The 21,369-nt window shown below is 36.0% G+C and carries 22 protein-coding genes and 4 pseudogenes; 22 read left to right on the top strand and 4 right to left on the bottom strand.

The features are described 5' to 3' along the window. Window positions 1–42: 42 nt before the first annotated feature. The 16 genes and pseudogenes from ABWU38_RS06620 to ABWU38_RS06545 all read left to right on the top strand — a co-directional run. Window positions 43–1,089: pseudogene (locus ABWU38_RS06620) on the top strand (DUF4815 domain-containing protein); the annotation flags it as partial. 12 nt (window positions 1,090–1,101) lie between these two features. Further along, window positions 1,102–2,295: a hypothetical protein gene (locus ABWU38_RS06615; protein ID WP_265045260.1), complete on the top strand. Its 1,194-nt coding sequence runs from the start codon at window positions 1,102–1,104 to the stop codon at window positions 2,293–2,295. After that, window positions 2,295–2,480, top strand: coding sequence for a hypothetical protein (locus ABWU38_RS06610; RefSeq protein ID WP_264688187.1), 186 nt, complete (start codon window positions 2,295–2,297; stop codon window positions 2,478–2,480). Before ABWU38_RS06615 ends, ABWU38_RS06610 begins: the two co-directional genes overlap by 1 nt. After that, on the top strand, window positions 2,477–4,129 hold the full coding sequence (locus ABWU38_RS06605; RefSeq protein ID WP_353272706.1) for a hypothetical protein: 1,653 nt from the start codon (window positions 2,477–2,479) through the stop codon (window positions 4,127–4,129). Before ABWU38_RS06610 ends, ABWU38_RS06605 begins: the two co-directional genes overlap by 4 nt. Before the next feature lie 22 nt (window positions 4,130–4,151). Beyond that, window positions 4,152–4,710: pseudogene (locus tag ABWU38_RS06600) on the top strand (hypothetical protein). A 54-nt stretch (window positions 4,711–4,764) separates the two neighbouring features. Then, window positions 4,765–5,918: pseudogene (locus ABWU38_RS06595) on the top strand (phage tail sheath subtilisin-like domain-containing protein). 24 nt (window positions 5,919–5,942) lie between these two features. Then, window positions 5,943–6,449, top strand: coding sequence for a phage major tail tube protein (locus tag ABWU38_RS06590; RefSeq protein WP_265045254.1), 507 nt, complete (start codon window positions 5,943–5,945; stop codon window positions 6,447–6,449). A 76-nt stretch (window positions 6,450–6,525) separates the two neighbouring features. After that, window positions 6,526–6,747 carry a hypothetical protein gene (locus ABWU38_RS06585; RefSeq protein ID WP_236514454.1) on the top strand — a complete coding sequence of 74 codons (222 nt, stop codon included), beginning with the start codon at window positions 6,526–6,528 and terminating at the stop codon, window positions 6,745–6,747. A 3-nt stretch (window positions 6,748–6,750) separates the two neighbouring features. Next, on the top strand, window positions 6,751–7,044 hold the full coding sequence (locus ABWU38_RS06580; protein WP_319803107.1) for a type II toxin-antitoxin system RelE family toxin: 294 nt from the start codon (window positions 6,751–6,753) through the stop codon (window positions 7,042–7,044). Window positions 7,045–7,176: 132 nt separating this feature from the next. Continuing rightward, entirely contained in the window at window positions 7,177–7,434 is a 258-nt protein-coding gene (locus tag ABWU38_RS06575; protein WP_264688181.1) for a phage tail assembly protein, read from the top strand. Window positions 7,435–7,543: 109 nt separating this feature from the next. Continuing rightward, window positions 7,544–9,934 (top strand): phage tail tape measure protein, encoded by a 2,391-nt coding sequence (locus ABWU38_RS06570; RefSeq protein WP_353272705.1) that lies wholly within the window; start codon window positions 7,544–7,546, stop codon window positions 9,932–9,934. Then, on the top strand, window positions 9,935–10,279 hold the full coding sequence (locus ABWU38_RS06565; RefSeq protein ID WP_264735750.1) for a phage tail protein: 345 nt from the start codon (window positions 9,935–9,937) through the stop codon (window positions 10,277–10,279). Then, window positions 10,276–10,482: a tail protein X gene (locus ABWU38_RS06560; protein ID WP_373457537.1), complete on the top strand. Its 207-nt coding sequence runs from the start codon at window positions 10,276–10,278 to the stop codon at window positions 10,480–10,482. Before ABWU38_RS06565 ends, ABWU38_RS06560 begins: the two co-directional genes overlap by 4 nt. Further along, window positions 10,482–11,441, top strand: coding sequence for a phage late control D family protein (locus ABWU38_RS06555; protein WP_264688179.1), 960 nt, complete (start codon window positions 10,482–10,484; stop codon window positions 11,439–11,441). The genes ABWU38_RS06560 and ABWU38_RS06555 overlap by 1 nt, the downstream gene beginning before the upstream one ends. Before the next feature lie 53 nt (window positions 11,442–11,494). After that, complete coding sequence (locus ABWU38_RS06550; RefSeq protein WP_353272704.1) at window positions 11,495–12,073, top strand: ankyrin repeat domain-containing protein; 579 nt, start codon at window positions 11,495–11,497, stop codon at window positions 12,071–12,073. Between the two features lie 104 nt (window positions 12,074–12,177). Next, a complete protein-coding gene (locus tag ABWU38_RS06545; RefSeq protein WP_264688177.1) occupies window positions 12,178–12,399 on the top strand; it encodes a hypothetical protein in 222 nt (73 codons plus the stop codon). Here ABWU38_RS06545 and ABWU38_RS06540 read toward each other — a convergent pair whose 3' ends face one another. Next, a complete protein-coding gene (locus tag ABWU38_RS06540) occupies window positions 12,400–12,921 on the bottom strand; it encodes a phospholipase D family protein (protein ID WP_264688176.1) in 522 nt (173 codons plus the stop codon). Here ABWU38_RS06540 and ABWU38_RS06535 point away from each other — a divergent pair. The 5 genes from ABWU38_RS06535 (at window position 12,920) to ABWU38_RS06515 (ending at window position 16,685) form a co-directional block, all read left to right on the top strand. Beyond that, the gene (locus tag ABWU38_RS06535; protein ID WP_265016458.1) at window positions 12,920–13,840 is read left to right on the top strand and encodes a patatin-like phospholipase family protein; all 921 of its coding nucleotides are present in this window, start codon (window positions 12,920–12,922) and stop codon (window positions 13,838–13,840) included. The two genes, ABWU38_RS06540 and ABWU38_RS06535, sit on opposite strands and share 2 nt — an antisense overlap. Window positions 13,841–13,851: 11 nt before the next feature. Beyond that, window positions 13,852–14,442, top strand: a complete 591-nt coding sequence (locus ABWU38_RS06530; RefSeq protein ID WP_353272703.1) for a hypothetical protein — start codon at window positions 13,852–13,854, stop codon at window positions 14,440–14,442. Window positions 14,443–14,669: 227 nt separating this feature from the next. Further along, window positions 14,670–14,999 carry a hypothetical protein gene (locus ABWU38_RS06525; RefSeq protein WP_253308912.1) on the top strand — a complete coding sequence of 110 codons (330 nt, stop codon included), beginning with the start codon at window positions 14,670–14,672 and terminating at the stop codon, window positions 14,997–14,999. A 517-nt stretch (window positions 15,000–15,516) separates the two neighbouring features. Next, window positions 15,517–16,326 (top strand): ankyrin repeat domain-containing protein, encoded by an 810-nt coding sequence (locus tag ABWU38_RS06520; protein WP_253308911.1) that lies wholly within the window; start codon window positions 15,517–15,519, stop codon window positions 16,324–16,326. A gap of 5 nt (window positions 16,327–16,331) precedes the next feature. Beyond that, the gene (locus ABWU38_RS06515; RefSeq protein ID WP_265016460.1) at window positions 16,332–16,685 is read left to right on the top strand and encodes a hypothetical protein; all 354 of its coding nucleotides are present in this window, start codon (window positions 16,332–16,334) and stop codon (window positions 16,683–16,685) included. A 41-nt stretch (window positions 16,686–16,726) separates the two neighbouring features. On the opposite strand, the gene ABWU38_RS06510 is transcribed toward ABWU38_RS06515, so the two are convergent. After that, window positions 16,727–17,488, bottom strand: a complete 762-nt coding sequence (locus ABWU38_RS06510) for a helix-turn-helix transcriptional regulator (RefSeq protein ID WP_253308909.1) — start codon at window positions 17,486–17,488, stop codon at window positions 16,727–16,729. Between the two features lie 221 nt (window positions 17,489–17,709). Between ABWU38_RS06510 and ligA the strand changes: the two are divergent. Continuing rightward, window positions 17,710–19,434 (top strand): annotated as a pseudogene (gene ligA / locus ABWU38_RS06505) (NAD-dependent DNA ligase LigA); the annotation flags it as partial. On the opposite strand, the gene ABWU38_RS06500 reads toward ligA, so the two are convergent. Beyond that, window positions 19,366–21,060 (bottom strand): recombinase family protein, encoded by a 1,695-nt coding sequence (locus ABWU38_RS06500; protein WP_353272702.1) that lies wholly within the window; start codon window positions 21,058–21,060, stop codon window positions 19,366–19,368. The pseudogene ligA and the gene ABWU38_RS06500 sit on opposite strands and share 69 nt — an antisense overlap. Beyond that, window positions 21,047–21,265, bottom strand: a complete 219-nt coding sequence (locus ABWU38_RS06495; protein ID WP_341819653.1) for a hypothetical protein — start codon at window positions 21,263–21,265, stop codon at window positions 21,047–21,049. Before ABWU38_RS06495 ends, ABWU38_RS06500 begins: the two co-directional genes overlap by 14 nt. Window positions 21,266–21,369: the final 104 nt, after the last annotated feature.

Raw genomic sequence — 21,369 nt, 5'->3', positions numbered from 1 at the left:
TCTTCCCTCTTATCTTCTTTATATCATATTTTTAACTTACAATATTCTGGAGTTGTTGATCCGATACCTGACTCTGCAGTTCAGGAGATTATTCAAGTTAAGCAAGGAGATGTAATTTATGAAAATAGTACAGATTACAAGCTCAGTGGAGGAAATGTTGATTGGTCATTACCGGGAAAGGAACCAGCGCCAGGAAGCAGTTACCTGATAACCTACCGCTTTCGCACTCATGTTAGCCCTGAAGATGTGGATGAACAAGGATGTAAAATAAAGGGAGCAGTGGATGGCAGTTTAGTTTCAGTTGATTACACCTGGAAGATGCCCCGCTTTGATTTAATCACTCTAGATGCAAAAGGGGTGATAAGGAGAATAAAGGGAATTGCCCACCCTTGGAGACCATCAATGCCAAAAGCCCCTAGCGGACAATTGCTACTTTGCTACATTCACCAAACGTGGAAAGAAGGGGAAGAGGGGAAAATAAAAGTAGTGAATAATGCTATCCATGCAGTACCGATGAACGAATTGGAAGCAATGAAGAGTGGAATAAGAGATCTTTATGCACTCTTTGCAGAGGAGCGTCTACGCAGTGATGCAAATTCAAGAGAGCCTACCACTAAAAAAGGAGTATTTGTCGATCCCTTCTTTGATGATGATATGCGCGATCAAGGAATTGTTCAGTTTGCAGCAATAGTAAATAAGGAACTGATATTGCCGATAAACGTGGAAATTATTGATGTTGAAAGAGGTAAGGAACCTTATTTATTGCCGTATGAACTTGAGCCAGTGCTTGAGCAGCTTTTACAAACTAAAGAGATGAAGATAAATCCTTATCAGGCATTTGATCCAGTACCGGCAAAAGTTACCATGAACAAAAACATCGATCACTGGACCAAGGTAAAGACCAATTGGTCAAGTCCAGTGACAAGAGAATTTACTACTTCTGAAGTTTCTGAACTTTTATCCAGTAGTACAAAAGAGGAAGAGTTTATGAGAGAAGCAATACAAGATTTTGAGATCGAAGGTTTTGAGCCAAATGAGAAGCTTAAAGAGATAAAATTCGATGGCATCGTCATTCAACCCGTGGCATAGGGGGAAAAAAAAGTGGAAGCTAACAACCAGGGAAAATTAAAGGGAAAGGTGAAAGTACCGGCAAATATTCCAGCAGGTACTAAATTAGTACAGTTTTATGGGGATAAAGGAAGCTATGGAGAAGCAACATATACTGGTAAAAAAACTATTACCATAGAAGAACGAAGAAGAGTTTTTTCCAGCAAACGTGTTGATCCTTTAGCACAGACATTTACCTTGGATGAGAGTAGGCATATAGGAGGTGTAGAGCTATGGTTTACAAATAGCGGCAAAAGACGTGTTGTTGTGCAGATTCGGGAAACAACAGTTGGAGTGCCCTCGCAAACAGTTATCGCTGAAAATTCCATCGAGCCAACTAAGATCAATACTGATGGCACAGCAACACGTATAACTTGGTCACCAGTATTTTGCCATGGAGGGCAAGAGTATGCGATAGTTTTACTGACTGATGATGCAGATACAGCGGTAAAGATAGCAGAACTCAGCAAATATGATGCAGTAAACAGCCGTTGGGTAACCAGTCAGCCTTATCAGGTGGGAGTATTACTGTCATCGAGCAATGCAAGTACGTGGACACCGCATCAGAATTTTGACCTTACCTTTCGACTTTTAGCAGCGAAATTTACTGAAAGTTTTCACGTTATTGATCTTGGCAAAGTTACTGCAAATAATACATCAGACTTAATCGCTCTAACCAACATAGAAAAAGTGGGTTTTGATACTAATGTAGAATTTATCTTAACAGATGAGAAAGGAGAAGAAAATTTTCTGTCTGATAATTTGCCGCTCGCACTGCGCGCAAGAATAAGTGGAGAATTAACGGTAAAAGTAGCGCTCAAAGGATCGGGGAAAAAAAGTCCAGTTCTCTACCCTGGGTTACAGCTAGTTATGGGGAATATTTCAGAGTCCGGAGATTATGTAACTAGGAGCATTACAGCAGGTTCCAACACTAAGATAACAATTACCTATGATGCGCTGATACCTGGTACTGCAGACGTTAAAGCATATGTGCAGAAGGGGGTGGAAAAAGGAGAAAAATGGCAGTTAGTAAATTTAACAACGGGAAAACCAATCGGAGAAAATTGGGTGGAAAGAACTCACGTGCTATCAAATTTTAATGGTAATGAGACAAGGGTAAAATTAGTGCTTAGCGGAACGGTTGTCTATCGTCCAAAGGTGAAGAATCTACGAGTAATTATCACGTAATGCCAAACGAAGAGACCAAAAGAGGATATCCTTTGCCGCATCCAGAGAACATAGCTGTAGAAGATGTAGTACGTATACGCAGAGCCATAGAAAAGATAGATGAAGATATGAGTGAAAGAGAAGATGAACTTAAAAATAATTTTGAACGATTTAGATTTGAAACTTTTTTGAATTTTTGGGAATGAAAGAAGCAATAGAAGCATTACACCAAAGGATAAAGGATTTAGCAGCAAATAGCACACCCGATCAACTGGCGTATCTTGCGAAATCGTTGGAATTGATAATAGATAAAAAAGCTATTTCCAACGTTGTGCAAATGACCACAATAAAAGAAATAATTGATGCACTACAAGGAAGGCTTAAGGATTTAGCAGCAAATAGTACACCAGATCAGTTAGCATATCTTGCTAAAGCATTGGAATCAATAGTCGACAAAAGTGCAGTGTCTGAAATTGTGCAGATGACAGATGAAAAGTTGAAAGAACTTCTAAACGCTGCAAGATCGCACTTGAATGATATAAATACTAACAAGGAAAATTCAATATCAGCGATAACTGGAGCAAAGACAGAGTCTGTAAATGAGATCAATACGCTAAAAACTAACACCTTGGATACTTTAAAAGCGTCATCAGATTCATATGTATCGCTACTTGACACGAGAAAGGATGCGAATATTGCGGCAATAAACAGTATTAGCAACAATCATAAAGATGGTCTTAAAGGTTTAGTAGAAGATTTTCGTGGTGTAAATGATGTGCCAGATGGTTCATCGATCATGAAGGAAATAAAAACCAGGGAAAATCAGCTAAAAACACTGACAACCAAATTTAACTCCATCAATGATTTGCCAAGCGGTTCATCAATTATGAAGGAGGTAAAAACCAGGGAAGACCAGCTAAAAACACTGACAACAAAATTTAACTCCATCAATGATGTGCCAAGTGGTTCATCGATTATGAAGGAGGTAAAAACCAGGGAAGACCAGCTAAAAACACTGACAACAAAATTTAACTCCATCAATGATGTACCAAGTGGGTCGTCAATCATGAAAGAAGTAAAAAATCGAAATATGGTTGAACCAGGGTCATTACCTTTCTTGTTTGGAGTACTAAGTAGAGGAAATAATTACTATGGTCACGGAATTTTCACAACTGAGTTAGGTGGATGGAGCGGTGATATAACAAAAACCGATTACATGTTGCAATTACTTGCGGGTAGCCATACATACGATACAAGTTACGTTAGTTTTTATCGGCCAAGACAATTGAGTTTTATAGAGGGAAGTAAAGGTACATTTATTTACGGAGAGTTGTATACAAACAGTTTTTCGAGTAGTCATAATCAGATATATTACTACCCGTGTGCTGCACTTGGAGTAATGTTTGTAAAAAACACCACAAGTAGGGATATAACAAGAACATTAAACTTTGTTGGTACATCTTATTGGAGTTCAGGATATGAAGGAGCAGGAGCATTTGTGGGAACCCCTGATAATACCAATGCTAGTAAATCAAGAATTTCAAAAATAATGTGGAAAAATGTTTACAAATATGCGAGTTCTAATAGCAAATTTGCCGCATCTGGCAATGTAGAAATTCCAGCAGGAAAAACGTTTGCAGTGTTACTTTATACATCATCTTATCTACATTCCAGAACAAAAGTTAGTGAAGGTGCGTTTTCAGGTGATGTATATACCTATGGTCAATTTATCCAGTGGGGAATTTATAACATACGTAACAACTTTTTAACTGCAGGGCTTGAAATCGATGTAGAAAGAACGCTACGAGCTTGGCAATGTCCAGGATTAGATGCCACCCACAAAATCTGGAATTGATACCAGAAAACGGAGAAAACCAATGCCAATTTATATTCATTTTGAAAACAACAAGCAAATTGAAACAACAACGCTTGAAAGCAAGCCAACTGGGAATGAATTGGTACGAAGCGCCAAAGAATTTCGACTGGCAAAAGAGTTATCGGTTAACAGAAGGAGGGAAAATTGTTGAAAGGAGTCAAGAAGATATTGAGCTGGAATTATTGGAAACTGCGAAACTTTCTGCATTTTCTAGTCTTCGTGCTTATTATAATAACTATACTCACCAATATGCAGGATATTCTCATCAGAAGCTTAAGTCGTACGAAATACAAGCAAAAGCCGCAGAGAACATTTTAGCATCACCAGAATCTATAGACGAAAAAGATGTAGAAATCATAGAACCTTTAGCAAAAGTCCGTGATATTACGGTTATTGAAATGGCAAGAATAATTCAGGAAAAAGCAGTAAAAGCAATAATCAAATGCGAAGAGCTTGAAGACTTAGCTAAGAAGAAAATTAAGGAAGTCAGGAATAAAGAAGAGCTGCAGAGTTTACTCAACGATTTTAAGCAAAAAATGCAAAAGGTTTTAGAGAGCTAAAAAAGAAACCTTTTCTCTATCCACTTTCCGAAATTCAACATTACAAGGAGAAAAATGACAGAACAGTTTTTACATGGGGTAAATGTTATTGAGATTACCTCTGGAGCAAGGACAGTACGCACAGCTAAATCATCGGTAATTGGCGTAATTGGTACTGCTCCGGAAGCTGACGAGCAAAAGTTTCCACTGAATAAACCAGTATTAATAGCGTGAAGTTTAAAGGAAGCAGCAAAACTTGGAAAGAGAGGAACTCTGCCTTCTGCAGTGAATGGAATATTTTCCCAGGTTGGTGCAACAGTAGTAGTTATTCGAGTTAAAGATGCTGATCAAGAAGAAGAAACGTTAAAAAACATCATTGGAGGAGTTGATGAAGAAACCGGGGAATATCAAGGGATTCAAGCATTCCTCAGCAGTGAAAGTATAGTCCATGTTGCCCCAAGAATACTAATTGCCCCTCAGTTTACTCATCAATTGCCCGAAGGGTCTGTGAATCCAGTGGTTAGCGCTTTAATACCGATAGCAGAAAAGCTAAGAGCAATAATAGTAGCAGATGGGCCAAATACCAATGATGAAGAAGCAATAAAGTGGAGAAAAAGTGTAGGCAGTAGCAGAGTTTACGTAGTTGATCCATGGGTAAAGGTGTTTGAAGGGGAGGAAAAACCGCCAAGTCCATTTGTTGCTGGTTTAATAGCAAAAATAGATAGTGAACAAGGATTTTGGCATTCGCCTTCAAATAAAGAGATAAATGGTATTGTTGGAACAAGCAGAGCTATTGATTTTACGCTCGGTGATACAAGTTGTAGAGCAAATTACTTAAATGAAAATGAAGTCACGACAATCATTCATCAAAATGGCTACAGACTATGGGGAAATAGAACATGTTCAAACGATGAAAGGTGGGCTTTTCTGCCTGTTAGGCGTACTGCAGATTTAATCAATGATAGTCTACTGCGAGCTCATCTATGGGCAGCTGATCGCAATATTACCAAACTTATATAGATGAAGTGATAGAGAGTGTTAATTCCTACCTAGCAAGTTTAAAAGCACAAGGAGCGATTATCAGTGGAAGGTGTTATGCCAATCCAGAGCTTAATACCCAAGCAAATATTGCAAGTGGTAAAGTGTATTTTGATTTTGAGTTTACACCACCATATCCAGCAGAACAGATCACTTTCAGGTCACACCTTGTGAGTGGCGCAATATCGTAAAAAGGGGAGAAAAGGGGGAGAAGAATGTTACCGAAGATTTTAAAGAATTTTAACGTATTTGTAGATGGTAAAGGCTATGCAGGAAAAATAGATGAAGTAACCTTGCCAAAACTTACCATAAAAACAGAAGAATATAGAGCTGGTGGTATGGATATTCCAATAAATATTGATATGGGCATGGAAAAGCTCGAAGCTGATTTTACTTTTGCCGAATATGATTCAGAGCTTTTTAGGCTGTTTGGTTTAATAGATGGAAATTCGGTTTCTTTGACGCTAAGGGGTGGTCTTCAAGGCAGTGGAAGTAATGATATTGAAGGAGTAATTATCAACCTTAGGGGAATATTCAGAGAATTTGATTTTGGCAGTTGGAAACCGGCTGAAAAAGCAACGCTGAAGTGTACCGTAGCTGCGCATTATTACAAACTTACTATCGGTGCTAGAGAACTTATCGAAATCGATGCTGAGAATATGATTCGCAAGATTAATGGTGTTGACCAGATGGCTTTATTACAAGCAGTTTTAGGAATTTGATGTAGTTTACATATTTTTTTATTGAAAAATTCAGAGAAATGTTGTATAATTATTGTGGTATATTTTGGTAAAACATATGGCAGACTTAGGAATTAACATAGCACTTGACCCAAAAACTTCACATCACCTTACTAGATTAGCTGAAGTTACCAAGGAGCCTATTCAAGAATTAGCAAAAAGGCTAATCATAGAAGGAATTGAATGTGAGATAGAGGAGATTGCGTTATCTGATACTGTCAAGGAGAGTGATGTTCCAGGCGCAGAAACAATTAAGTATGAAGACTTCAAGAGGGGATAAAGTATTTACGAAATTGAACTCTTAAAGAGGTATGCTAAAAAGGATTTTCCAGCTTTACCAGAAGAAATAAGATTGGGTATTGAAGAAGCTATAGAAAAGGAACTCAAAGTTAACCCAAATAAAGCTGGTAAACCATTACGTGGCAAGTTACGAGGATATAGAAGACTGAGATTTGATAACTATCGCCTTATCTATCGTGTGAATATTCCAAAACGCAAAGTATTTCTCGTTACAGCAGGACATAGAGATAACATTTATAAACGGGCAGGATTGTTAGACTTACTACCAAAACTTTAAATATATTTTTTGTTGAAAAAGTTTAGAAAAGGTGTGGTCACTTCAATAAAACACAACTTCTGCAATTCAAGTAAAAAATTAGTTATGTAAAAGCCACGAAGACTTTTATTTAATTAACTTTTAGGGGGAAACATGACAACAGTAAAACTTGATAACCCAATAACAGTAGATGGAACTCCGGTTTCGGAATTAACTTTTAGACCAGTCAAAGTAAGAGACTGCCTAGCAATGGAACGTGCCGGTAGTAGTGATTTTGAAAAAGAAGTTGGATTAATAGCAAACCTTGCATCTGTAACAAAAGAAACAATTTGGGAGTTATATTTTGCAGACTACATGAAAATACAGGAAGCGTTGAAAGATTTTTTTCCATCGGTTACACAAAGAACTTAAGATTAAATGTACTAATGCTCTGTTCTGTTGTAGGTGGCGGAATTGAGCAGGTACTTGAGATGGAAATAAACGAATTTATTTTATGGGCCAAAGCTGCGGGAGAGTTTAAATGTCAACATTATCAGTAAAAATAGGTGCAATACTAGATGGTAGCTTTAATAGCGCAATGGCAGGAAGTAGTGCTCAACTTTCCCGTCTTGGGGGTACAATAAGGCAACTTGATGCATCGATGAAATCGGTATCAAAATTTAAGGAGTTAAGTCGTAACACATTAGTTGCCAAGAGATCCTGGAAAGGCTTAGAAGTGCAAGTAACGTCCTTGGCTAAGCAAATGAAAACAACAGCAAAGCCAAGTAAAGATTTAAAGGCTCAGTTTGATAAGGCTAAGGAATCGGCAATAAAGGCCAAAACAGCGTACTTACAGAAGAGAGACACTTTACATGCGCTCAGTGAAGAATTTAAGAAAAGTGGAAAGAATATACAGTCTTTGATAAGAGATCAAGATAAACTAGGTGCTTCTGTAGGTAGGCTGAGAAGTCAATATAGTAAGTTAAACTTTGCTACCAAAGCATACCAGAGATTTTCAGCACAAAGGACACACTTTAAATCACAATTACTAGAAACAGGGGCACTTGCATTAACATTTGGAACTCCATTTAAAGCTGCAATTGATTTTGAAAGTGTTATGGCTGATATCAGGGCAGTGAAAAAATTTTCTAAAGAGAAGGAAGCCAATGATAGAGGATTTATGGAACTTGGCCAGGGAATAAAGGAGTTATCCCGTACAATACCACTATCTGCTGCAGAGTTAGCACAAATAACTACAAGTGGTGCTCGACTTGGTATTGAAGAAAAAAAAGATCTTCTAGAATTTACAGAAACAGTATCGAAAATGGCAGTAAATTTTGGTATGACCGCAGAAGAAGTAGGAAGTGCTGCTAGCAAGCTCTATAAAATTTTTGGAACAAAAATAGAAGATCTAAAAGAGTGGGGAGATACGATAAATCATCTATCAAGTAATACTACTGTTGAGGGAAAAGATCTGATGGCAGCAATGACGATAGCTGGCGGGGCAGCAAAACAGTTTGGTTTGAATGTTGATCAGATAGCTGGTTTATTAAACGCCTTCATTAGTTTAGGAAAACAACCCAAAAAAGCAGCAGAAATGATAAGTGGTATGCTGGTTAAACTTCAAACGGCAGGGAAGCAAGAAGATGAATTTAGAGAAACACTAGAAGAAATCGGGATAGATATAGAAGAGCTTGAAGAGAGTATCAAGGAAAACCCTCACAAAGCACTACTAGATTTTTTTGAAATTTTAAAAAAAATAGATAAACATGATCGGGCTGGCATTCTGCTAAAGCTCTTCCAACAGGGAGCAGAAGATGATATAGCGCTACTACTTGAAAACTCAAAAGTATATGAAAAGGTGCTGGATTTATTAGCTGATGAAGGGGAACGTGCAAATTCATTGCAGGAAGAATTTAATGACCGTGTGAGTACTACAGCCAACCAATTGCGATTGCTAAAAAATTCAATAGCAGAAGTAGGAATGAATCTGGGTTCAGTGATGTTACCTATTTTAAAACCTATAGCTGAAAGGTTAAAATGGGTAAGTGAACATATAGCCTCATTTGCAGAAAAATATCCCACTGTAACTACAGCAATCATGGGTACCATAGCAGCACTAATAAGTCTTAAAGTTCTATTAGTAGGTGGTGGTTACATACTTAGTTTATTTATGGGAACAGCTTGGAGTTTAGCAGCAAAAGCAATAGCAGCATTTTCTGTTCTATCGACATACGCTATTCCAGCAGTAATTACTGGACTGAGTGTTTTAAAAGCTACGACTCTGAGCCTAGCAACATCAGCTATTCCAGCAGTCACAGCAGGAGTGAGATTTTTGACGGCGGCAATAGTGAGTAACCCTATAGGAGCTATTATTGCTTTACTTATATCTGGTGCAATACTTGTGATTAGTAACTGGGGAAAAGTAAAGAGCTTCTTTGCTAGTTTTTGGGAATATATAAAATCGATAATAAAGCCCATCGGAGAAATGTTTTCATGGATGGGAAATACTGTTGGTAGCATATTTGGAAAGGTTGCCGAAAATAGTCCACCGAAAGAATTTGAAAAAAGAAAAAGTATTGTTGCTGAAATACATACTCCCCTTAAGAGCAGCATTTCTAGTAATTTGTCAAATAATAGTGCGATTAAAGAAATGTCTGAGAGGAGCAAGAATAATGTAAAAATCAAAAGTGTTATCGAGGAGAAAAAATCCATAGAAGATAATCAAAACAAAATTGATAAAGCATTTGAGAAAAGTAGATTTGAGAAAAAAGAATTAAAAACATACAACCAAACCTTTCATCAAACGTTTAACATAAATGTGAAAGCAGAGCCTAACCAAGGCGCCCGTAGCATTGCTGATGCAGTAATAGAAAGATTTAGAGAACAAGCAAGAGGGGCTCTTTTTGATGTTGTGGAGGAAATAAATTAAGTGTTACTTGGGCAATTTAAATTTGATCCAGTGAGCCTCAGGCGTAGTAAAGAGCATAGGTGGCATACAATTGAATGTATCGAGAAGACATCACTGCAGAATATCGGCTCAGGAATTGAGAATATTGATTTAACAGGAGTGATTTATCCACATCGTCAAAATAGTAGTTTAGAACAACTAAGAAATATGCGTGACATCAAAGAACCAAATGTTTTAGTTTATGGTTCAGAGGTACTAGGAAACTTTGTGATTACTCATATAGAAGAAAGACAGAGATCATATCTTCCTTGTGGACTACCAAGAAAGATCGAGTTTCAATTGAAGTTAAAAAGCTACAACAAGTGATTTACTATTTTACCAAGGATAAAGAAATGCTGGATTATATTTGTTGGAGGCATTATGGTTACAGTAGTGGAGCAGTGGAAGTGGTCTTGGAAAAAAATCCTGGACTTGCAGAGTATGGAAGCTTTTTGCCTGCAGGGTTGAAAATTAAGTTGCCTAAGATTCAAAAGATATCACAGAAGTCTGTTGTAAAAATTTTAGATTAATGAAGCCAGATTTTAACATAATAGCAGAAAATAACTCTATTACAGAGGCCTTAAGGAGTAGCTTAATATCTCTGCATATTACTGATGAATCAGGGACAACGAGTGATGAAGCTGAAATATGTCTTGAATATGGAAGTAATGAACTCAAGGGTGAGTTGAAAGTTTTTCTGGGGTATAAAGAGACCGGGCTATTGTCTATGGGGGTTTATACAGCAAGTGAGATCACTATACAAAGTCCACCACAGATTTTAAGGGTCAAATGCCAAGCAGCAAACTTAAGAGGATCGCTGAAAGAAAAAACATCAAAAGAATGGAAAGAAATTACTTTAGGTGATTTAGTAAGAGAGATAACAAAAAAGCACGGATATGAAGCTAAAATTGCGCAAAAATTTGAAGATATATTTATATCACACATCACTCAAACAGATGAAAGTGATATGAATTTTTTGAAAAGGATAGGAGATGAACATGAAGCAACGGTAAAACCTATAGGAGGACACATAATTTTTATTCCCAAAGGAGGAGGAAAATCAGCAACAGAGAAGGTTTTAGGTACAACAGTACTTACACCTAAAGATGTAATAAATTGGAAAGTAAATTTTAATGTACGTAGTAAATATGGATCAGTTATAGCAAAATGGTACAGCTATGAAAGAGGAGAAACCATAGAAGAAAAAGTAGGCAATGAAGAACCAAGTTATCCGATATATAAGCTTTATCCTACTGCAGAATCAGCGATCAATGCAGCAAGCGCTAAGCTCAGACGATTAAAGCAAAATGAAGCAAAATTAAACGTGACAATACCTGGCAATCCAGAGTTATTTGCAGAAGCTAAAATTAACTTATCAGGGTTTTGCCAAGAAATAGATGGCGAATGGGTAATAGAAAGGGCGGAGCATATTTTAGATAATAGGGGATACCAAACTACAATAGAAGCAGCGATAAGCAGAATTAATTAAGAAAAATTCAACAAACAATTGCTATACGCAAGGCAGAGTATTGCAACAAAAGTATGCCAAGAAGAAATCGCCGTTATTATCAAGAGCACTGTCATCATCAAGATTGCTATTATCACCAAAATTGGATGTATTGGATAGAAATTATACCTGGGTTGATAGCATTTGGTGCTGTTGTTGCAGTTATTATAAGTTTCTTTGTCTTTGATACTAACAGAAAGGCTGAATTAGCAAATGCAGAAGCAACCAAGAACTATAAAAAGATAACATCGATTGCTGTTAGAAATTGTGATTTAGAGGTTGTGAAATTTTTGACAGAGAGGAACTTAGTAGATATTCATAATACCCTAGTCTTTGAAGAAAGGTTGTTAGGATATGCTGCAGAAAAAGAGTGCCTAGAAGGTATTCAGTTTTTGATAGAAGAGAAAGTTGATATCAATTCTACGAGCGGTGATTCAAGTCACAGAACAGCCTTACACTACGCTGCAGAGCATGGTAACTTAGAAATTGTCAGATTCCTGTTACAAAATAGTGCAAATCCAAATGCCAAAGAATTTAGGGGAAAAAAGCCAAGGGATTTAGCTGTTATAATGTTACGGCACAATAAAAATAATAGCCCTACAGAGAAATTATAGATCTATTGTATAACGCAGAAAAGCAGTACAAGCCAGAGCAATAAACTGTACATACAACACACAGTAGAAATTTTCAACAATTATCTACAATAAATTATTACATTATGCAAAATCAAAAAATACCATTAGCAGTAATTGTAACGATGTTAATACAGACGGTAGCGGCGATATGGTGGCTTGCCAAGCTAGATTTACGGGTACACATGCATGATAAATTTATAGAGCAGAACAACGGATTGACTGTTACGGTATATCGCCTGGAAGAACGGGTAAAAAATCTTTCTGAGGAATTGGATGAATTCAAAGCTAACTCGAAGTACAAGTAATTATTTTTCTGCTAATGGTATATAAACCTCAGATTGAGATTGACGATCTTTCCAATTTTCAACGTATTGTTCAACTAATGAAGGGCTTCCTGTTATAACCAGTAGATTCTCAGCATTTTTTTTCTGTGCAGCATCGGAAAAATTAAAAGATCCAGTTATGATTTTTTGATTATCAATGATCATAATTTTGCTGTGTGAAATTGCAGGTTTATAGTCTATGTATATCAGTATTTTTTGCCCAAATAATTCATTGATGACACTGTATTTTGATCTGACCTGTGATTCATCTAGGATAACCTTAATATCAACACCACGTTTTTTTGCTCTAATTAAAGATTGTGCAATTGGCTTTGAAGTAAACGTGTATGCCTGAACTAATATGGATTTTTGAGCTTGATCTATAGCATTGGTTATTTGATTAGTACAATTTTCTCTAGGTGTAAAACAAACTGTAGCTTTTGGACAAGGAACACATCCTGATAAAAGTGAGCAAGTCAACAGAACTAATAAATATCTAAACATGACAAAATATATACTTTCAGTAGATGGCGGAGGCATAAGAGGAATAATACCAGCGATAATACTAGCAGAAATAGAAAAAAGATCAAGAAAAAAGGTAGCAGAAATCTTTGATCTGGTGGCTGGTACATCAACAGGCGGTATTGTTGTTGCTGGGTTATGCAAGAAAGATAACCAAGGAAATCCTCAATATTCAGCTAATGATTTAGTTGAGCTTTACCAGGAGTATGGAGCATATATTTTCAAGTCTTCATTTTTTAGACAATCAATACTGTCTTGGTTTAACTGCGCACAATACCCATACGAAAACATCGAATCAGTACTGGATAAGTATTTTGGTGAGGATATTCTAAAAAATACTTTAAGCAAGGTACTGATAACAAGTTATGATATTCACAATAACTGTCCATTTTTCTTCAAAAGCTGGAGAGAAGACAGAAATTTTATCAAGTTGAAAGATGCACTCAGAGCCACAACAGCAGCACCAACATACTTTGCACCTAAGTATTTAGAAGTGAACAAAGATACAAGAGTACTAGTGGATGGCGGTGTTTTTGCCAATAACCCAGCGGCTTGTGCATATGCAAATAGCAAAAAACTTTTCCCTAATGAAGAAATAGTGCTGGTATCAATTGGCACAGGTCGGCTATCTAATCGAATAAAGTATAGGAAATTAGGAAAGATAGCCTGGATAAAACCGCTGTTAAATGTGATGTTTGCATCAAGCCTTGATGTAGTAAATTACCAGCTAGGTAACGTAATGGACGACAGATACGTAAGAATACAATCACAACTGACAATAGCGTCGGCTGAGATGGATAATGTAACACCTAAAAATATTAAATGTCTGCAGCAGGAGGCAAATGCAATGATAGAAGGTAATCAAAAAGTAATCGATAAATTTTGCGATATCGTATCTTAATTTACATAAAAATGCCAAGCAGACTAAAGAAATTATACCACAAAGCAAAGAAAGGTTTAAAAAACATAGTTTCGCCCAAAAAGCATAAAACTGTGACTAAGGGGCAAGAAGCTAAAATTTCAAACGATAAGCCAAAACCGCTACATGAGCAACCTCTAAAGTTGATGGAGAAGACCTCTAAAGTAAAAAAAGATAAAAAAGGAATAAAAGAGAAAATAAAAAGCTTAAAAACAAAGAAAGCAAAACCCGTAGAAAAAGAGCTGAAAAAGGGCAACGTGTTCAAAAAAGGCTTCAAAAAGCTAAAAGGGAAAATAAAAAAATTAAACCCCATAAAGGTTAAGAAAAACAAGATAATCGGGAGCAAGAAGTTAGCATTTTTACTGACATCTGGCACGATTGTGGCAATTTTGCCGATGTTCAATTTAGCTCCTCTTCCAGCATTAGCAATAACTTCTGCATGTGTTTTCAGTATAAACTTTATCGCAGTCAAAACATTGAAGAAATTTATCAAACAACGCAAATTAGCAGCAGAATCTAAAGAGGCAGTATCTAAAGAAGAGTCAACTCTAGCTGAACCAAACAAGCCGGAAGAAGAAATTTAAGATGTGTCAATTGAACCAGTAAAAGAAAATTCTAAGCAAATTTCCAGAGAATAGATTGGCAACTTCTAATGCAGACATATTTTCAGTGTAGCAAATAAAGAAAAGGAAACAAATTTTGCTTGTAAAGTCTCCTCTTCGTTATCCTGGTGGCAAGAGTCGTGCCGTTTCTCAAATTATTAATAAATATATTCCAAAAGGGTTACCTACGCTTTGTGCTCCTTTTGTAGGTGGAGGAGTTAGCATTAGCCAGCAGAGGAACAAAAGTTTATGGCTATGACGCCTTTGAACCATTAGTAAAATTTTGGCAGGTGCTTTTAGAAGATGCTTCTTGTCTTGCAGAGGTAGTGCGGAAATACCAAAATATGACATCTTCCATGTTTTATAGCCTACAAAAAACATTTTTCACCTTGAAAGATAGAGTTGAAATTGCTGCAGCATTTTTTGCATTAAATCGCTCATCTTTCAGCGGTACAACATTGTCGGGCGCCAGGACACCCACGTTTTACACTAAGTTCAATAGAAAGATTGCTCAATTAAAAATCTTACTGTGGATTTAGCTGACTTTAAAAAAAGTATTCCTAAACATGCAAATATATTGTGATCCTCCTTATTTAATTGATCAAAAACTATACGGAAGAAGAGGTAGAGATTTTGACCATGAAGAAACTTTTGTCGACTCGTGATGTTATCGTATAATGATTGTGAGGAAATACGGGATATGTATACAGAATACCACATCATTGAACCCAAATGGAGTTATGGAATGGGCAACTGAAAAAAATCGAATGAGGTTTTAATCTTGAGTAAAGACTATAGCAAGTTTCAGTATCGCGGTCAAAAAAACCAGTAAGTAAAGAAAATTCAGAGCAAATTTCTAAGGAATAGATTTCTATATTCATATATTACCTTAAATACTTTTCTATTTCTATTTAAATATTATCTATTGAATATAAAAGTAGTAGTAAAGCGAGAATTACGTTTGTAAAATGCATGCAAGACATACGCAACGGTTAATAATTTCAAAACATTTATCGCTGCATACTCTAATACAAACACATTTTTTGTGGGGTTGCTATGACAGTAGAAAAGATTTTAGATGAAGCATCAAAGAAAATCTATAAGTTTAGAAATCCTAGCCTCTTTTCTTTATTAGTTAGTGCAGTCTTCAAATGGATCATAAATAGTAGATTGGGTGTTCGTTTTTTACATTTTGCTGCAGAAAAGAACTTTTATAATATCATTCGATTCCTTGTCAAACATGGTGCTAACGTTGATGCTGCAGATAGAGAAGGCAATACAATACTACACATTGCTTCCATACTTGAGTTTATAGAAATAGTACGAATTGTTGTAGTAAGGACTAAAAATATTAATGTCCATAACATTTATGGTGATACTCCTTTACATTATTCAATAAAGTATAAGCATTTGGAAGTTATGCAGAAGTTGTTGCAATGTGGTGGGGATATTGATTGCCTAAATCGTTTAGGTAAATCTCCCCTTCATTTGGCTGTACAATATGCTGATGGAGTAATGTTGGGGTTGCTGATAAAAGGGGGAGCTTTTCTCGAAGCTAAAAATATAGAAGGAAGTACTCCTCTTCTCCTTGCAGTTTCATTGAATAAAAAAGATCATGTGGAGCTTTTATTGCAAAATAGAGCAGATGTTAACGCAATCGGAAGAGATGGTTGTACTCCGCTACATCTTGCTGTTATGAATGGCAATAAAGAAATTGTGGAATTATTGCTAGAGAAAAAGGCAAACGTTCATCTGAAATGTTCTTATAACTCTGAAGAAGGTTACACAGCGCTAGAAAACGCTGAAGCGAATAAAAACGAAGAAATTATAGAATTATTTATGCTTCATGGAATCATTTTAGAGTAGTGGAGATGTCTTACGAGCAGATCGTTATATACGGTACAATATTAATTATTGCTATTAAAATATTTCTTTTTTTTAGGGGAATATACAAAAACCTCGTCAGAACATTTCATTTGAGAGAGAGTGAAAAGAAAACAGATCAAGTTGAGAATCATGACATCCAGGTCTATAAAGAAAATCTAAAAGTAGTCGATATTGTAAAGCCAGTGGGTAAGTGGACAAAAATGGTTATACTGAATGATGGGTTGATGCAGCGTTTGGTTCAATTGATAGCAGAAGAAGGCGATGAGAAGGGATATTGGGAGCTATTTGTAAAAGCTCAAGCTTCAACCCAGGGTAAGTATAAGGGAAGGAGAAGATAGCTCCATTTGACGCATATGTTAGCGCTGCTATCTGTAGTCTCTCAAAGTGTCTGTTCTTCTTCACAAATTTTTGCAATCTCAGATAAAAACGAACAAATGGTATTCTGTAGTCTTTCGTTCCTTATATTTTGATACCCTCTCATAAAACTTAATACTTTTTTTTCTCCTTCAGTATCTTCATCTTCATAATAAATTTCGTCTTTTGATCTTGGCAGTAGTGCTCCATTACTCAATGATAATGCTTTTTCCATTTCAGATATCCTGTTAAATGATATGTCATTTACTCCTTGCTCATATCTGTGTATTTGCTGAGGTGATAACCCTGCTTTGTCTCCTAAATCCGTTTGAGTACACACTTGTACAAACCTCCAATCTTTTAACTTTTGTCTTATTTTGTTGCTCAAAGGCTTTGTACCAGTTATACTCTTGTTTATTTGAGTACCTTCTGATAAAATCTTGACTAGTACACATAATGCATTGCGAAGTTCTTGGTCCTTAAATTTTTTAAAATTTTGCACTACACTTAATGCTTTCTCATCTTTGCTGTTAATACAATTTTCTTTTATTAATTTAGAAAATGTAGCTTCAACATCAATTGATAATACTTTTAAGATATCCTCAAATTTTTTAGGCGAAAGGCTATCTCTCCCTTCTTCATATCTTCCCATCTGTCTCTTTGAGACACCGATTTCTTTTGCTACATACGCTTGAGAGTATCCTTTTAATAACCTCAAATTTTTTATCTCTTGAATTATTTGGTCACTTAGAGAGCCAGCAGCAACTTTCTTTTCGGTAGTGGTCATTTTTTGCACAATTGCAGAACAAATATAATACAGTATTATTGAGTTTTATTAAAGTTTTACTACTTCATAATGTACGTAATTAAATACTTTCCTATTTCTATTTAAATATTATATATTGAATATAAAAGTAGAAGCAAAGCGAGAATCTTGTTTATAAAATACATGCAAAACGTACGTAATGGTTAATAATTAATTTACAACTGACGCTGTATACTGAAACAGTGGTTGAGGTAAAAATTATGACTGAAAATACATTAAAACTACAAGAAGAAATAAAACGCCACAACGAGTTGTACTATCGGGAAAATAGGCAAGAAATAACCGATGCAGAGTACGATGAACTGGTAAAAAAGGTAGATATTCAAACCGTTGGTACTGCGCCTGACGATAGGTTTTCCAAGGTACAGCATATTGTGCCTATGCTCTCGTTAAACAAAGTTTACAGCCAAGAAGACATTGAAGAATTTATTGCTAAGTCCAGAGAACTCCTAAATACAGATGAGCTGAAGATAATGTGCGAGCTGAAAATTGATGGCTTAAGTTTCACTGCAATTTATGAGGATGGTATGTTCATTAAAGGTTTAACTCGAGGTGATGGCCATTACGGTGAAGATGTAACAAAAAATGTTGCAACTATAGAAGGATTGCCTAAAGTTTTACCTGATGTAAAGGGTAGATTAGAGGTGAGAGGGGAAGCATACATAAGTAATGACGACTTTTTAAAATTAAATAAGAATTTCTCAAATCCACGCAACACAGCGTCAGGCTCACTAAGACACCTAAATCCAGAGGTCACCGCTAGTAGGCCACTGAAGTATTTTGCCTATTCTTTAATTGGTGGAACAGAAAATACCCAGTCTGAAGTATTAAATACGCTGAAAAAGCTTGGATTCTGTGTAAATGAACATCAATGCTTAGCAAAAAATGTGGACGAAATGCTGGGGTTCTATAACAAAATCTACGATAATCGCCATGAATTAGGTTATGATATTGATGGCATAGTATATAAAATCAACAACTTAGAGTTGCAAGATCATCTAGGTAATACCAGTAAAGCACCAAGAGGAGCTATAGCACACAAGTTTCCAGCAGCTCAAGGAAAAACTAAGATAGTTGAAATATTAATACAAGTAGGCAAAACGGGCAAATTGAATCCTGTTGCTAAATTAGCTCCGATAAATGTAGGTGGGGTGATCATTACTAGAGCAAATCTGTATAATAAAGATGAAATCAAGCGTAAGGACATAAGGGAAGGTGACATTGTAGTAGTGAAACGAGCGGGTGACACAATTCCTCAGATAGTCGAAGTGGACAAAAAGTTTCGTCCTCGTAATACACCAAAGTTTGTTTTTCCTGATATTTGCCCGGAATGTGGCAGTAGAGTTGATGACTGGGGAACTATAGCTATATGTTCTGGAGGAAATGATTGCCCAGCACAGCGAATAGGAAAGTTAAAACATTTTGTGGAAGTTCTTGACATTAAAGGTTTTGGCGATAAGCAAATAGAGTTCTTTTATGACCTTGGTTTGATAAGGAAAATATCTGATATTTTTGCTCTCGAAGAAAAACTCAAAAATTTCAACTTAAGTGAGCTAAATGGATGGGCTGAGAAATCCGTATCTAATCTATTGAATTCTATCAATAGCAGAAAAACCATAACTCTTGAAAAATTTATATCTTCTTTGGGAATTAGATTCGTAGGACCACACGTAGCAAAATTACTAGCAAAACATTATGGCTCATATGAAAATTGGTATTCTGCTGATGAAGAAGAATTAATGAGCATAATAGGCGTAGGCGAAGAGACCATAACTTCCTTGGAGGAATTTTTCTCTGATGAGGATAATATTGAAATGGTAAGTGATCTTACTAATCAATTAACTATTCTGTCTGTAAGTGCTAATGTTAGTAATTCCCCGCTCAGCGGTAAAATAGTGGTTTTGACTCCTGCAACAATGTTGCAATAAACTTTGGTCCGCTTTTCCACTGTGTGTGAAAGAGTCTGGCAGCTCTTTTACTCGAAACACGATATGCACGTCTTCATGGTTAATCTCAATTCGCTTAACTAATGTTCTAATGATATCACGTCTAGTTAGCCAATCTGCGTTATCAAGACTTGAGTTAACGCTAGAAGAAAACTCTTCTAAAGTAGTCACCACTAGAGTTAAGTCTTGTTCAAGTCTTTTTTGATCAAATATCTTTTTCTTTTGCTCTCCGATCATTTGTAAGGTTTGTTTCATTGCTTTAATTCTTGGTTTAAACTCTTCTTCATTGATGTATCCTTGAGTATAGCCATCAATAAGCCTTGCAATGCCACAGTTTAATTGATCTTCTTTTTTCTCAAGAAAGTCACTTTTTTGATCTAATGGTGATTTTTTAATCTCTGAAAGTCTACGCTTGTATTCTTCTAATATCCGAGTAGGATTTTTCAATAGGTATTTTACCTCTTCCCATACAGCCACGTCTAATACATCTGTACGAATCATTCTATTATTACACATTTTATTGCCACCAAAGTGACCTCGCTCCGTACCAGTACAACGATAATATGTTCGACGAGCGCTAGAGCAAGTGCTAATACCATGATATCCATAATGACAAAGCTGACATACTGTTAAACCTTGCAACAAGTAATTTGCTCCCATTCGTCTTCTCCTAGCTATTCTTTTATTTTCAGTTAGCTGTTCTTGAACTATATCAAATAAATCTTCGTTTATAATATTAGGTACAGGAATATAAATCCAATTTTCTTTATCAGTACGAAAAGTAGAATAATTGTCTTTCGGTTGCTCACAAGAGCGTTTCTGTGGTCTTACGTGTTTTAATTTTACTCCTAGCTTTTTTTTACCGAATGCTGCTTGTCCTTTATAAGCAGGATTTTGTAATAGACGACAGACTACACTCCTATCCCAATACCTTTTTCCTGTTCGTGTTACGATGGACATAGCTCTTAATCTATGACATACTTCTCCAATGCTTACTCTTCCCCTTCCCACCCAAAAAAACATTTTACGAATGACTTCAGCTTCCTCTTCATTAATTTCAAAAAAGGCTTGTCCTCCTCCTATATGCTTATTTATATAACGATAGCCATAAGGAGCTCCACTCATTACATTTATACTGCCTTTATTGGCTGCGTGAATCTTGCCTCTACGACTTCGTTCCATAATTTTTGCACGTTCATATTCTGCTATCATACCCTGTATTTGTAATAGTAATTGAGATTCTGGATTATCGTCAATTTGACAATTCAAGAAAACTGTTTCTACACCCAATTTCTTAAATTCATCAACTAATAACATTTGATGTACATATTTGCGAGCCAAACGATCAGGAGAATGAATATAAACCTTATTAATATTACCTTCTGCTATTTGATCTCTTAATTTTTCTAAACTAGGACGTATTATATCAGAGCCACTATAACCATTATCAATAAATTTATATTCACTTAGTAATTTATGTCCATCAGCACTAATCTTATTCTCTATAGCAGTAATTTGGCTTGCTATTGTATCTCCTTGCACTTGTTTTCCTGAAGAAACTCTCGCGTACAGACTAACAGTTATCATTGCTCCCCCTTAAATTGATTCTATTGTTACATTCAAAAATTTTCTCCTTTTGGCTCCCATTTACTTGTTTATTTAATGCTAGTTTTTTATATGCATCTAATAAGTACAATTCTGCTAACCGATTAGGTTCATAACTATAGCTAACACGAACAGTCAGTTTCTTTTTTCCCATGAGCTTTCCTTGAAAATATATAAATATGTTCATATATCACTCATCGAAACAGATGGTCAGTTGATCGTTGGTTCTATAAGTGAAAACAACTCCTCGTTCTTTGAGTAGAAGCTGCCGGGAAATTATTTTTTTTAGTT

The sequence above is a fragment of the Wolbachia endosymbiont (group A) of Urophora cardui genome (assembly GCF_964028435.1).
Lineage (GTDB): Bacteria > Pseudomonadota > Alphaproteobacteria > Rickettsiales > Anaplasmataceae > Wolbachia.
This window is presented reverse-complemented; position numbering and strand designations above follow the sequence as displayed.

What these genes read in the sequence shown, in the direction of transcription:
- ABWU38_RS06495 (WP_341819653.1), bottom strand. Translation starts at nt 21,265, where the DNA reads ATGAACATATTTATATATTTTCAAGGAAAGCTCATGGGAAAAAAGAAA.
- ABWU38_RS06575 (WP_264688181.1), top strand. Translation starts at nt 7,177, where the DNA reads ATGACAACAGTAAAACTTGATAACCCAATAACAGTAGATGGAACTCCG.
- ABWU38_RS06590 (WP_265045254.1), top strand. Translation starts at nt 5,943, where the DNA reads ATGTTACCGAAGATTTTAAAGAATTTTAACGTATTTGTAGATGGTAAA.
- ABWU38_RS06515 (WP_265016460.1), top strand. Translation starts at nt 16,332, where the DNA reads ATGTCTTACGAGCAGATCGTTATATACGGTACAATATTAATTATTGCT.
- ABWU38_RS06550 (WP_353272704.1), top strand. Translation starts at nt 11,495, where the DNA reads ATGCCAAGAAGAAATCGCCGTTATTATCAAGAGCACTGTCATCATCAA.
- ABWU38_RS06585 (WP_236514454.1), top strand. Translation starts at nt 6,526, where the DNA reads ATGGCAGACTTAGGAATTAACATAGCACTTGACCCAAAAACTTCACAT.
- ABWU38_RS06500 (WP_353272702.1), bottom strand. Translation starts at nt 21,060, where the DNA reads ATGATAACTGTTAGTCTGTACGCGAGAGTTTCTTCAGGAAAACAAGTG.
- ABWU38_RS06535 (WP_265016458.1), top strand. Translation starts at nt 12,920, where the DNA reads ATGACAAAATATATACTTTCAGTAGATGGCGGAGGCATAAGAGGAATA.
- ABWU38_RS06605 (WP_353272706.1), top strand. Translation starts at nt 2,477, where the DNA reads ATGAAAGAAGCAATAGAAGCATTACACCAAAGGATAAAGGATTTAGCA.
- ABWU38_RS06510 (WP_253308909.1), bottom strand. Translation starts at nt 17,488, where the DNA reads ATGACCACTACCGAAAAGAAAGTTGCTGCTGGCTCTCTAAGTGACCAA.
- ABWU38_RS06540 (WP_264688176.1), bottom strand. Translation starts at nt 12,921, where the DNA reads ATGTTTAGATATTTATTAGTTCTGTTGACTTGCTCACTTTTATCAGGA.
- ABWU38_RS06610 (WP_264688187.1), top strand. Translation starts at nt 2,295, where the DNA reads ATGCCAAACGAAGAGACCAAAAGAGGATATCCTTTGCCGCATCCAGAG.
- ABWU38_RS06520 (WP_253308911.1), top strand. Translation starts at nt 15,517, where the DNA reads ATGACAGTAGAAAAGATTTTAGATGAAGCATCAAAGAAAATCTATAAG.
- ABWU38_RS06530 (WP_353272703.1), top strand. Translation starts at nt 13,852, where the DNA reads ATGCCAAGCAGACTAAAGAAATTATACCACAAAGCAAAGAAAGGTTTA.
- ABWU38_RS06570 (WP_353272705.1), top strand. Translation starts at nt 7,544, where the DNA reads ATGTCAACATTATCAGTAAAAATAGGTGCAATACTAGATGGTAGCTTT.
- ABWU38_RS06545 (WP_264688177.1), top strand. Translation starts at nt 12,178, where the DNA reads ATGCAAAATCAAAAAATACCATTAGCAGTAATTGTAACGATGTTAATA.
- ABWU38_RS06555 (WP_264688179.1), top strand. Translation starts at nt 10,482, where the DNA reads ATGAAGCCAGATTTTAACATAATAGCAGAAAATAACTCTATTACAGAG.